This window comes from Agathobaculum sp. Marseille-P7918 (assembly GCF_900625105.1).
Classification (GTDB): domain Bacteria; phylum Bacillota; class Clostridia; order Oscillospirales; family Butyricicoccaceae; genus Agathobaculum.
The window spans coordinates 182478-194864 of sequence record NZ_UYYD01000003.1 but is presented as its reverse complement, the minus strand read 5'-3'; the positions used below and the strand labels follow the sequence as shown (position 1 = coordinate 194864).

Here is a 12387-nt window from a genome sequence, read left to right as displayed (position 1 = left end):
ACTCCTTTCTTACTTGCCGTTGCGACGACGCACGATCTGCTTATCCGTGCGGTGATTCTTCTTGCGGGTCTTGTAACCCATAGCCGGCTTGCCCCACGGGGTAACCGGAGAGGGACGACCGATCGGGCTCTTGCCTTCGCCGCCGCCGTGCGGGTGATCGCACGGGTTCATAACAGAACCACGGACGGTCGGGCGGATACCCATGTGACGGGTACGGCCAGCCTTACCGATCTGGACGTTGGAGTGGTCGGAGTTGCCGACGACGCCGATGGTCGCCTTGCACTCCAGACGGACGTAACGCAGCTCACCGGAGGGCAGACGAACCATCGCCTTGCCGTTCTCCTTTGCCATCAGCTGAGCGCCGACGCCTGCGGAACGAACCAGCTGCGCGCCCTTGCCGGGGTACAGCTCGATGTTGTGGATCATGGTACCAACCGGGATGAACTCAACCGGCAGGCAGTTGCCCGGCTTGATGTCGGCATCCTTGGAGGATACGACCTTGTCGCCGATCTTGAGGCCTTCCGGCGCGAGGATATAAGCCTTGACGCCGTCCTCATACTGAACCAGCGCGATGTTCGCGGAGCGGTTCGGATCGTACTCGAGCGTCAGGACAGTTGCCGGCATATCCAGCTTCTGGCGCTTGAAATCGATGATACGATACTTTTTCTTGTTGCCGCCGCCAATGTGACGAACGGTGATGCGGCCGTAGCTGTTGCGGCCGGCGGTCTTCTTGACCTTTTCGAGAAGGCTCTTCTCGGGCTTCACCTTAGACAGGCCCTTGTAGGACAGCACAGTCATATTTCTGCGCGAGGGCGTCGTCGGGTTGAAAGTCTTGATAGCCATTTGGATTTTCAACTCCTTAAATTCTGTTTCTTATCGGGGTGACATCCCCATACATAGCCTTGCGGCTGATTACATCATGTTCTCAAAAAGCTCGATGCCCTTGGAATCCGGGGTCAGGGTAACGACCGCCTTCTTGATGTCGGGGCGCTTGCCGACGTGGACGCCCATGCGCTTCCACTTGCCCGGCAGCTTGATGGTGTTGACCTTGGCGACCTTTACGCCGAAGATCTCTTCCACAGCCTTCTTGATCTCGATCTTGCCGGCATCCGCGGCAACTTCGAAGGTGTACTTGTTGTTCTGGGTGCCCATCATGGAACGCTCGGTGATAACCGGCTTCTTGATAATATCGTAAGCGAACTTCATTATGCGTACACCTCCTGCAGCTTCTCAACCGCTGCCTTGTCGATGATGAACTTGTCAGCGTTGAGGATCTCGTAAACATTGAGGGTAGACGCGATCGTCGTGCGCACGCCCGGGATGTTGGCGGCAGACTTGACAACGTTCGTGCGAACCTCAGGGGTAACAACCAGGCTCTTGCCGGTGGCCTCAACAGACTTGAGGAAGCCAGCGAAGGTCTTGGTCTTGATTTCGCCCATATCCAGACCGTCGATCACGATGATCTCGCCGGCGGCTGCCTTAGCGGACAGCGCGGACAGCATCGCGAGACGCTTGGTCTTCTTGGTCAGGGAGTAATTGTAGGAACGGGGCTTCGGGCCGAGGGCAATACCGCCGTGGGTCCACTGCGGAGAACGGATCGAACCCTGGCGGGCACGGCCGGTGCCCTTCTGGCGCCACGGCTTGATGCCGCCGCCACGGACCTCAGCGCGGGTCAGCGTGGACTGGGTGCCCTGACGCTGGTTGGCCAGGTAATTCTTCACTGCGGCGTGAACCACAGCCATGTTGGGCTCGATGCCGAAAACGGCCTCGTTCAGCTCCATCTCGCCGGTCTTCTTGCCGGTCATATCAAAAACTGCTACTGTAGGCATGAGTTGCTCCTCCTTCCCTTACTTTCTTGCGGAAGCCTTCTGCGGGTTCTTGCTGACGCCAGCCTCGCCCTTGGCAACCTTGTTGTTCTTGACGGTGTTCTTCAGCACGACAATGCCGCCCTTCGGGCCCGGAACTGCGCCGCAAACGGCGATCAGGTTGAGCTCAGCGTCAACCTTAACAACGTCCAGGTTCTGAACGGTGACCTGCTCAGCGCCCATGTGGCCCGGCATCATTTTGCCCTTCATGATCTTGGAAGGATCAGAGCAAGCGCCCATGGAGCCCTGATGACGGTGCATCGGGCCGGCGCCGTGGCTCATCGGGGAGCGGCCCGCGTTGAAGCGCTTGATAACGCCCGCGTAGCCCTTGCCCTTCGAGGTGCCGGTTACGTCAACATAGTCGCCGGCGACGAACATGTCGGCCTTGACAACGTCGCCAAGCTGGAAGGTGGAGCAGTCCGCAAAGCGGAACTCCTTGAGGTACTTCTTGAGAGAATCGCCGGCCTTCTTCAGGTGGCCCTTCTCCGGCTTGTTGAGCTTGCGCTCCTTGATGTCTTCAAAACCGAACTGAACCGCGTTGTAGCCGTCCTTCTCTTCGGTCTTGAGCTGGGTGACAACGCAAGGGCCTGCCTCGATAACGGTGCAGGGGATGACCTTGCCGTCAGCGTTGAAGATCTGCGTCATGCCGACCTTCTTGCCGATGATTGCTTTCTGCAGCATACTGTTTTTCCTCCTTAAAGGTTATTGGTTGACGACATTTGGCCGCCAACATGACCTCGCCGCGCGTGTCGCGGCAGGGCTTCAAGCAGCCGGTTGGGTTAGTCCGTCTGCCTGTTGACAGAAATTAGAGCTTGACTTCGAACTCGACGCCTGCCGGCAGGTCGAGGGTGGTCAGTGCCTCGATGGTGGCCTGATTCGGGTTGATGATGTCGATCAGGCGCTTGTGGGTGCGACGCTCAAACTGCTCGCGGGAATCCTTGTACTTGTGTACTGCGCGCAGGATGGTGACGATCTGCTTCTCGGTCGGCAGCGGGATCGGGCCGGAAACCTTTGCGCCGTTGCGCTTCGCGGTCTCGATGATCTTCTCAGCAGACTGGTCGATCAGCTCGTGGTCGTACGCCTTGAGGCGAATGCGAATCTTCTGTGCGTTTGCCATGGTGGTATTTTCCTCCTCGTATGTGTGCCATACATTAAATAATGTTTTGACTCGCTACGGAGAGAAACTGCAACCCCGCCGTGTGTATCACATGCGGGCATGAAAATAACCGGGCACACTGATAGTGTAACGATCCGGTCAAAGAATGAAACGTAAGTGGTTCAGGCTATCGGCTTGGCGGCGCACGCACCGCGAGTCCCGAATTTACGCACGAACATTGCGTTTTTGCCAAAAGGCGCAGAGCCTTTGGCTGATAGCAGTTATCTCAACCGCCCGATTGTCGGACCTACTCCGCCGAAGTTACCTGCACAATGCAGCAATCTCCGGCATCATCGCGTTTTACCCGCTTTCGCAGGTGCCTTTATAGATTACTACAAGCATCCCCCAAAGTCAAGTGTTTACACAAAATTTTTGCAAAATTTTTGTGTAACCCTCCGAAATTTGCGGAACGCAGAAAAGCAGTCCGGAAAACACCGTTTCCGAACCGCTTTTTCCGTTTTGTTATGCCGCTGTCTGTACGATCAGAAGCCAGGAAGTTGCTTTGCTGTCAATCGTCAGGCCCACATCCTCGTATGCCGATACCGTGAAGCCGGCCTCTTCCATCCGTCCCAGCGTGTCCTGCAGGTTGGTCATATTATTGCTCAGCAAAAACCACGACAGGCCATCCGCGGTGGAAACCAGCTCGCCGTCGATATCCGGCACGGTTTCACCGCCATCCGCAAAGTAGCAATGCGCCACGCTCGTGCCGCGCAGCGAATCCGGCAGCGTCAGCGACGGCAATGCATCGGCCAGCGCCGCATTCGGGCGCACGCTCTGCGCATCGGTGCCGCTTTCCGTGCTGGGCTGCAATTCCGCCCAGACCCCGCCGTTCGTGTCGGACGAGCCGCCCGCCTTTGCCGCACCGCCTGTCGTGCTGCCGCCCGCAGACGAAGTGCCTGTGCTGTCGCGCGACTGAACGGCCTGCCCGCCAGTCGCGTCGGTCGCGGCGCCCGCGCTCTGCTCGGCGCCTGCACCGTCATTCTCCGCCAAACCGGCTTGTTCGGCCGCATCGGCGACCGCCTGACCGGCGCCCGTATCGTCATAGGCCGCGCCCTCTGCCGTAGCATTGGACGATGCCCCCGCGTCTCCGCCGCCGACCGTGCTGAACGCGGGCATCAGCCCACCGCCAAGCACCACCAGCACCACAACCGCGGCCGCTGCCACCATCGTGAACACCGGCATGCGACGCGCCGGTTTTTCCGGCTGCACCACCCGCAGTTTGTTCTCCTGTTCCAGCTGCTGCATGATGGATTCATGCAAGCCCTCGGGCAAATCTGCCTCTTCGGCGAACAATGCCCGCATCTGCTCCAGATCTTGTTTCAGCGCGGCGCACGAGGGGCACTCCGCCAGATGCGCTTCCAGCTTTTCGCGTTCGGAATCGGTCAGCGTGCCGTCCAGACTGTTGGAAACCAACTGCTCGAAATATTCTTCATCACTCATGCGTCCCCGCCTCCTTTCGATGGATTAGACGCGGCAGACAGAGAAAGGTTCCCTCTTTGGAGCAAAACCTTGCGCAGCGCGATCCGCGCGCGGGACAAACGGGATTTGACCGTGCCCTCGCTGATTTCCAGCACTTCCGCAATTTCGGTATAACTCAGGCCGGACACATCGCGCAGCAGCACGATCCGGCGGTGTTCTTCGCTGATCTCATCCAGCGCCGCTGCCAGCTCGCGCCCCAGCTCACTGTTTTCCAGATGCTCTTCGGGCGTCGGGCCCGGATCGGGCAGCGGACGCTCGGTTTCCTCCTCGGTCACGATCGGCTGGGTCTGCGGCTGGGTATGCTTGTGCCGCGCATGGTCCACGCACAGATTCATCGTGATGCGGAACAGCCAGGTGGAAAAGCCGCTGTCGCCGCGGAAGGACTCGATCGACCGCCAGGCGCGCAGAAAGACCTCCTGCACGATATCGGCCGCGTCCTCCGGACAGCCGGACGAGCGCAGCGCAACCGCGTACACGCGTTTTTCATACCGGCGCACCAGTTCTTCAAAGGCGTCCAGTTCGCCGTGTCTTGCCCGCGCCAGAATATGTTTTTCGTCCACTGCTTCCGTCCCCCCTTGCGATGTCGTATATGGTTCAGCAGCCGGCGGCGCGTTTGATCTCCTCCGCCAGCGGATAGAGCTGCTCGAGCCGCTCGAGCGCACAGATGCGCATTTTGAATGCTTTCAGCCCGCTCTGGCCCTTGAGATACCAGTTCACATGACGGCGCGCTTCCAGCATCGCCACGCGCTCGCCCTTTTGCGCGGCCGCCAGCTCGATCTGCCGCACCGCGGTGTCGATCCGTTCGGCAAACGGCGGCAGCGGCGGACACACGCCGGTCTCGAGCAGGGCATTTGCCCGCTCAAAGATCCAGGGGTCACCCAGCGCCCCGCGGCCGACCATGACCGCGTCCGCGCCGGTGTGTTCCAGAATGCGCACCGCATCCTCCGGCACGGCAACGTCGCCGTTGGCGATCACCGGGATGGACACCACCTGCTTGACCGCACGGATCGCATCCCAGTCGGCCGTGCCGCTGTACTGCTGCGCGCGGGTGCGTCCGTGCACCGCGATCGCCGCCGCACCGGCCTGCTCGGCCATGCAGGCAAACGCGACGCAATTGACACTTTTCTCGTCCCAGCCTTTGCGGAACTTGACCGTCACCGGCACATCGACCGCGCGGGCGACCGCCTCGATCACGCGCGCAGCAAGTGTTGGGTCGCGCATGAGCGCGGAGCCGTCGCCGTTGTTCGCGATCTTGGGCGCCGGACAGCCCATATTGATATCAATGATGTCGCAGCCGGATACCGCGCGCGCGATCTTCGCGCCCTCGGCCATGGTTTCCGGCTCATGCCCGAAAATCTGCGCCGCGGCCGGATGCTCGTCCTGCGCCAGCGCCAGCAGCCCCGGCGTTTTCTTGTCTCCATAGGTCAGCGCCTTGGCGGAAACCATTTCGGTCACGGTCAGCGCCGCGCCGTGTTCCCGGCAGATCTGCCGGAAGGCGCGGTCGGTCACGCCGGCCATCGGCGCGAGCACCATCCGCCCGGCAAGCGTTACGTTCCCGATTTGCATAAATCTCCCCCACTGCGCATAATTTAACGCAGTATATTTTAACATACAGCCCCACTGATTGCAACTTGCAAAGTGGTGACAAAATCCACGCGTGCCCAAAAGGCGCAAAAAAAGCTCCCCTACGGGAGCTTTTACAGCAGCATCGTCAAAATCTTGGCGCTGAACAGATAGCCGAACGAAATGAGCGCCGTGTTCCACACCGCAATGCCCAGCGCGGACCAGCTGACAAACCATTTGAGCGGCATGCGGATCAGCCCGGCAGGAATGGACACGATCGTGCGCAGCACCGGGATGATCCGGCACAGCGCCAGACCGCGGCCGTGCTGCGCGTCGATATACGCATGACAGCGCGCGACAAAGGAGCGGAATTTTGCGCTTTTGCCGAACACTTTTTCCATGATCGGCTCGCCGCCCCAGTAACACAGGCCGTAAATCACCAGACTGCCCAGAATGCCGAACACCACGCTCAGCGCGATCGTCAGCACAAGCGACAGCTCGCTCTGCGCGATCAGCACGCCGATCGAGGGCATAATCACGCCCGCCGGAAAGCCCGGCAGATTCATATATTCGCAGAAAATCACCGCACAGACCAGAATCAGCCCATACTGATGAAACAGATCAAAAAATACTTCGGCGGTCATACGCCAAGCCACCTCTACCGTGTTACAGGCGCATCCGGTTTGCCGCGCCCGACTGTATTTAGTATAACAATCCGGCCGCATCAAAACAAGGGACAACGCCCGTAATTTGCAATCTGTTCACAAAAAGGGGCCGCTGCATCAGCGACCCCTTTCCCCCTTTGTGATTACGCCGGCTCAAATTCGTCCTTGCCAACGCCGCACAGCGGGCAAACCCAATCCTCCGGCAGGCTCTCAAACGCCGTGCCCGGCGCTACGCCGTTATCCGCATCGCCTTCCGCCGGATCGTAAATATAACCACAAACCTTGCACACATACTTGCTCATGTTGCTATCTCCTTTTATTATTAATATTTGATATTAATATAAACAATTTATCGTTTAATGTCTACTGGAATACTAGACAATAATTTCATGGCTTTTTCGACATTTTTCATAAGAGCAGCCAAAGCGCACCCCAAACGCCGCTTGCCAGCACCGCGCCCGCGGCAAATGCCGCCATCAGCCGCAGCCATGGTGCGCGCCGCCGCGGCTTGCGCCCTGCCAGATAACCGTTCGCAATGCGGCAGGCCTCGCGCACCGCATCGCTGCGCGGCACCGTACAATCGCGCACCAGAAAGATCGCCTGCTCAAACACGCCGTGCTCATCCGGCCGCACGACCACCACGCGCCGGCTGATCCCTTTTACCATCGGAAATCCCTCCCTTTTGCAGCAAGTATTGCCCAAAAAGGAGGGATTTAATCATTCCATTTTCTCGAGGCGCAGGACCAGCGCCGTGCGGTCGTCATCGTGTCCGCGGCCGGCAGCACCCGTGACCAGATGCATCGCCAGTTCCTTGGGGCTGTCCTCCGCATGCGCCAGCAGCATTTCCCGCACCCAGTCGTCGTCCATGCCGTCCGAAATGCCGTCGGACAGCAGGATGCACAGGTCGCCGTGCCCCAGGCGCAGCGGCACCGGCTCGCCGAGCGCGTCCTCCTCGGCCAGACCGATGGGCAGCGCCTTGCCGCGCAACACGGTCCACTGCCCGCCCATGCGCAGATAGGACGGCGCGGCGCCGCACTTGAGGCTTTCCGCCCGGCCGGTGAACAAGTCAACGGTCAGCGCGTCCAGCGTAGTGAACCGCGTGCCGTCCGAGCGCAGCCGCAGCGCGGGCGAAACCGCCTTGAGTGCGTCCGCAATCGTGATGCCCGCGCGCAGAAACCGCTCGAGCGAAGTGATCAGCATGCGGCTGTCCTGCTGCGCGGCCGTGCCTGACCCCATGCCGTCCGCCAGAAGCAGGCAGGCCACCCCCGCATCGGTCAGGAAATAGCATCCGCTGTCCCCGGAGACCGCGGAGTCCTCCTTCTGCTGCCGCCCGATGCCGACAATCGCGCGAAAAGGGGCGCGCTCACGCATTTCCACATGCGGCCCCAGCTCATCCTCCACCCGTTTGGGTGCGGTCAGCGTCACGCCGAGCAGCGCGCTTAAGCCCGCGGAAAAGCCCTCGCCCTGCCGCAGCACATCCTCGATACCCTCGCCGTACAGCTCGACCGCAAGCCGTCCCTGCGCGTCGCGCACCGCGCACACGCGGTCGATCCAGCCGAACGCCGCCGCATACCGCCGGATCTGCCGCTCCATCATGGGCTGGGCGGTCACATCCTGCGTCGCCTCCGCGCCCAGCTGACGAAGAATATCCGTAATGCCCGCATATTGGCGCGCCAGCAGGCTTTGGTTTTCCTCCTGCTGCCGCCGAAGGCTTTGGCGCTCGCGCAGCGCAAACAACGCGCTGTTGATCGCACGCATCAGCTCGGGCAGATGCACGCAGCGCGAGGCAAAATGATACGGAAAGTCGGACAGTTCCGCCCACCCGCGCTTGAGCATGGGCTGGGTCACGTCGTTGAGAGCGGCAAGCGTGGTCACATAATCGCGCTGCCAGCACTGCGAGCACAGCACGCAGTTTTTGCAGACGCGGTCGCTCGCGCGGTCGAACACCGCGCGCACATTCTGGTCGCCCGCCGCCTTGCCTTCGCTCACGCCGTTCAGCATCGCCAGATACAGCTCATAAAACGCCTGCGCCGCCTCGGTCGCGCACTTGCCCGCCGCCTGCCGCACCGTGCGGTGCGCCGCCTCGCCCATGAGCGTATCGGGCAGCAGGCTGCGGCGGATCGCTTCCCACACAAACGGCGGCATGACCGCAAACGCGATCACCGCGCAGATGAGTTCGAGGATCATCGGCACAAACAGCACATGCTCCACACCCAGCATCGCCGCGCACAGGCCGGAAGCCAGCGCGCACAGCGCAAACCAGCCGCGGCCGCTGTCGCGGAACAGGCCCGCGACCAGCGCGCACAGACCGTAACAGCAGGTGAACAGTGCGCCATATCCGCAGGCGATATCCATCGCCGCACCCAGCGCCACACCGGCCGCCGCGCCGGGCGCCGATCCGCCGAGATAAGCCGAGGCCAGCACCAGCAGCAGGGCGGCCACACGCGCGGGCGAGAGCAGATCGAACAGACTCAAATCGGACAGCGACAGCAAAACGGTCGCCACCAGCACGAGCAGCGTCGCAGGCCGCCGCCAGTCGTTTTCGTCCCGCGGCGGAGATAGCGCTGCGCCGTATACCCAGCACGCGCCAAAAGTCAGCCCCTGCACGGCGGCAAACGGCAGCAGCACGGATGCGCGCAGCGCCTCTCCCACCGGCAGAAACACAAAGGTGCACGACGCACCCGCCAGTGCCGCAATCACGGGCGCAAACCACGGCGTGCGCACGATGCGCAGCCCCGCGCAGACGCTCATCACGCACAGCACCAGCAGCGCCGCCGCCACATATACCCCGCTTTTGAGCCCGTCGCCCAGCAGCATGAGTCCGCAGACCATGCCGCCGATCGCGCTCAGTCCGGCGCCGCGCGCCATCAGCGCCGCCGCCATCGCCAGCCCGAACGGTGCATACCCACCGAACACCGTGCCGCGCGCCAGCACAGCACACAGAATAAACCGCTGCACACCGGTGACCAAGATGTGTAGATGTTCCTCGTTCCACAGCCGCGCCAGCCATGCCGCCGCGCGGCCCAACACAAGCGGCGCAGCCCGCTTTGTTTTTTGCTTGTCCATTTTCGTTCTGCCTCCCTTGTTTTCCCAGTATATCCCAAACATTTTGCGGGCTTTGCCGGAAAATAAGAGGGGGAATAGAACTTTTGCATTTTTGTGCCTTACCCTTTTTCAAACGACAAAGGGCGCCGCCATCGGCGACGCCCTCTGCCGCGCGCCCGGAGGCGCAGCAGATATGTGAGAGAGAAAAAAGAGAAATGGTTTTCAGAAGGGGAAGTCCACGCCGTACTTCTCGGACAGCTCGTGGAATTCCTTAAGCACCGGCTCGGAAAGCTCGATGCCTTCCGCACGGTTTTTCTGCGTAGCTTCGTATTCGATCTCGCCCGGAATGAGCACACCGTTCGAGCCTTCCGCCGGCGGGCAAGCCTTGATGCTCTCGAACAGCGCGTCCACGCTTTGCTCGAAGTCCTCGAGCGGCAGGAACTTGCGGATGTCGATCACGCACATCACATAGCCGATGTTGGACGGCTCTTCGAGGTTTTCAAACACGCGCGGGATATGCTGGCTGTCGTTGGCGCCGGCCAAGCTGTGGCACAGCACGTCGATAATGAGCGCAAGCGCATAGCCCTTCGGGCCGCCGAACGGCAGCAGAACGCCCGTGTTCGCCGCAACCGGATCGGTCGTCTTGCGGCCCTCGGCGTCAAGCGCCCAGGTATCCGGGATCGGACGGCCTTCCTTCATCGCCAGCGCGATCTTGCCCTTGGCGACCACGCTGGTCGCCATATCGCACACCAGCATCGGGCGCTTGCCCGCGGGTACGGCAATCGACATCGGATTGGTGCCCAGCAGCGGCTTTGCGCCGCCGAAGGGCGCGACCAGCTTGGGCGAGTTGCAGGCCTCAAAGGCGATCATGCCCTGCTCAGCCGCATGCATGACGTAGTAGCCGCCAAAGCCGTGGTGCGACGCGTTCTTGATGGTCGCAAACGCCACGCCGTTTTCGCGCGCCGTCTCGATGCAGGCCTCCATCGCTTTCCATGCCACCGTAGTGCCCATGCCGTTGTTGCCGTCTACCGCAAGGGTGGACGCCGCCGTCTTGACGATGGTCGGTTCTGCCTTGATGTCGGACACGCCGTGCTCGACGCGGGACAGATAGCCGCGGAACTTGGTGATGCCGTGCGAGCGCACGTTGCGCAGGTCGGCGTTGATCATATTATCAATAAAAATCTTCGCATTTTCGGGCGTCATACCGGCCTTGACCGATACCGCCTCGCCAAATGCGCGAATGGTTTCCACAGGGAATTTCATGGGAAGATACTCCTTTTTCTTATCGTTTTCGCTGTGCCGCACCCGGAATGCCGAGGGATTCCCGGTATTTTGCCACCGTGCGGCGCGCCAGCGCCACACCCTGCTTTTGCAGCCGGTCGGACAGCGCCTGATCGCTCAGCGGACAGGCTTTGTCTTCGCGTGCGATCAGCTCTTTGAGCATTTGCAGCGCCTGCGCCTGACTGACCGTCTCGCCGGTGTCCAGCGAAGTTGTGAACAGCTCGCGCAGCGGCATAGTCGCGCGCGGCGTTTGTATATATTTGTCTTTTACGCCACGGCTGATGGTGGACTCATGCACGCCCATCTCCTCGGCCAATTGGCGAAAGGTGAGCGGACGGAGCGCCCCGCCGTGCAGCAGGTATTCCTCCTGACAGGTGACCACGCGCCGCGCGATATCCAGCAGCGTAGCACGCCGTTTTTCGATGCAGGAGAGCACAAAACGCGCTTTTGCCAACCGTTCGGCATAATATTCCCGCACCACCGGACTGTCGTCCGTGCGCAGCAGGCGATCATACATCGCAGAAATGCCGACCGAACCCATCCAGCGGTCATTGATCTGGATCTGCCATTCTCCATCGGCATGCTCGCAAATCACATCGGGCACGACGTATCCCGCTGTTTCCTCGCGAAAGGCTGCGGCCGGATGCGGGTTCAGTTCCCGGATCGCCTCCATGCACGCCCGCTGCACCAGCCGCGGGATGCCGGTTTGTTTGGTGATCTTTTGAAAATGGCCTGCCGCCAGATCCTCCAGATACCCTTGCAGCAGCCGTTCAAACGCCGCGTTGCTCTTGCCCTGACGCTGCAGCTGCAGCGCCAGGCAGTCGCCCAGATCATGCGCGCCAACCCCCGGCGGATCGAGCGAACGCAGGCGCTCAACGCACCGTATGGCGATCACGGGGTCGATCTGCAGCACGCTTGCAATTTCCTGCGCGCTTGCGTCCAGAAAACCCTGCTCGTCCAACGAATCGATCAGCAGACACATGCAGCGCCGTTCCGCTGCACTCAGGGCGCGCTCATCCAGCTGGCCGCGCAGATGGTCGCGCAGGCTGACCCGCTCGGGCGCGGGGATATCACGATACGCTGCTTCATCCTCGCCCGAGGAACGGGATAGGGAAACCCGATAGCCGCCCGTCTGCGAAACCGGCGCCGCCGTCAGATCCGGCTGCTCGAGCAGCGGATTGTCCTCTACTTCGCGCTGAACAAACCGCTCCAGCTCGTCTCCTGTCATGGCAAGCACATTGAGGGACTGCACCTGTGCCTGCGAAAGCATCTGCTTTTGCGTCAGCTCCTGCTTGGCACCCATCTTCATGCTCGTCCCTCCCCGCTTGCCTTG

The 12387-nt window shown here is 61.1% G+C and carries 14 protein-coding genes; all 14 read right to left on the bottom strand.

Translation table 11 applies throughout. The features are described 5' to 3' along the window. Positions 1-9: 9 nt before the first annotated feature. The 14 genes from rplB to rpoN all read right to left on the bottom strand — a co-directional run bounded on the left by rplB (position 10) and on the right by rpoN (position 12363). The gene (gene rplB / locus EJL02_RS07085; protein WP_125115719.1) at positions 10-843 is read right to left on the bottom strand and encodes a 50S ribosomal protein L2; all 834 of its coding nucleotides are present in this window, start codon (positions 841-843) and stop codon (positions 10-12) included. Positions 844-912: 69 nt separating this feature from the next. Further along, on the bottom strand, positions 913-1206 hold the full coding sequence (gene rplW, locus EJL02_RS07080; protein WP_125115718.1) for a 50S ribosomal protein L23: 294 nt from the start codon (positions 1204-1206) through the stop codon (positions 913-915). Continuing rightward, complete coding sequence (gene rplD, locus EJL02_RS07075) at positions 1206-1829, bottom strand: 50S ribosomal protein L4 (RefSeq protein ID WP_125115717.1); 624 nt, start codon at positions 1827-1829, stop codon at positions 1206-1208. Before rplD ends, rplW begins: the two co-directional genes overlap by 1 nt. Positions 1830-1847: 18 nt before the next feature. Beyond that, complete coding sequence (rplC, locus tag EJL02_RS07070; protein ID WP_125115786.1) at positions 1848-2543, bottom strand: 50S ribosomal protein L3; 696 nt, start codon at positions 2541-2543, stop codon at positions 1848-1850. A gap of 127 nt (positions 2544-2670) precedes the next feature. Then, positions 2671-2982, bottom strand: a complete 312-nt coding sequence (gene rpsJ / locus EJL02_RS07065) for a 30S ribosomal protein S10 (protein WP_054326972.1) — start codon at positions 2980-2982, stop codon at positions 2671-2673. Between the two features lie 501 nt (positions 2983-3483). Next, entirely contained in the window at positions 3484-4461 is a 978-nt protein-coding gene (locus EJL02_RS07060; RefSeq protein WP_125115716.1) for an anti-sigma factor family protein, read from the bottom strand. Then, a complete protein-coding gene (locus tag EJL02_RS07055) occupies positions 4458-5060 on the bottom strand; it encodes an RNA polymerase sigma factor (protein WP_125115715.1) in 603 nt (200 codons plus the stop codon). Before EJL02_RS07055 ends, EJL02_RS07060 begins: the two co-directional genes overlap by 4 nt. Positions 5061-5094: 34 nt before the next feature. Continuing rightward, positions 5095-6066 (bottom strand): tRNA dihydrouridine synthase DusB, encoded by a 972-nt coding sequence (dusB, locus tag EJL02_RS07050; RefSeq protein WP_125115714.1) that lies wholly within the window; start codon positions 6064-6066, stop codon positions 5095-5097. Between the two features lie 131 nt (positions 6067-6197). Then, positions 6198-6707, bottom strand: coding sequence for a DedA family protein (locus tag EJL02_RS07045; RefSeq protein WP_164510333.1), 510 nt, complete (start codon positions 6705-6707; stop codon positions 6198-6200). Positions 6708-6871: 164 nt separating this feature from the next. Beyond that, positions 6872-7030 carry a rubredoxin gene (rd, locus tag EJL02_RS07040; RefSeq protein ID WP_125115712.1) on the bottom strand — a complete coding sequence of 53 codons (159 nt, stop codon included), beginning with the start codon at positions 7028-7030 and terminating at the stop codon, positions 6872-6874. A gap of 106 nt (positions 7031-7136) precedes the next feature. Then, positions 7137-7394, bottom strand: a complete 258-nt coding sequence (locus tag EJL02_RS07035; protein ID WP_125115711.1) for a hypothetical protein — start codon at positions 7392-7394, stop codon at positions 7137-7139. Between the two features lie 51 nt (positions 7395-7445). Then, positions 7446-9794 carry a SpoIIE family protein phosphatase gene (locus tag EJL02_RS07030; RefSeq protein ID WP_164510332.1) on the bottom strand — a complete coding sequence of 783 codons (2349 nt, stop codon included), beginning with the start codon at positions 9792-9794 and terminating at the stop codon, positions 7446-7448. Between the two features lie 201 nt (positions 9795-9995). Continuing rightward, a complete protein-coding gene (locus tag EJL02_RS07025) occupies positions 9996-11036 on the bottom strand; it encodes an Ldh family oxidoreductase (RefSeq protein ID WP_125115709.1) in 1041 nt (346 codons plus the stop codon). 19 nt (positions 11037-11055) lie between these two features. Next, entirely contained in the window at positions 11056-12363 is a 1308-nt protein-coding gene (gene rpoN / locus EJL02_RS07020; protein WP_125115708.1) for an RNA polymerase factor sigma-54, read from the bottom strand. Positions 12364-12387: the final 24 nt, after the last annotated feature.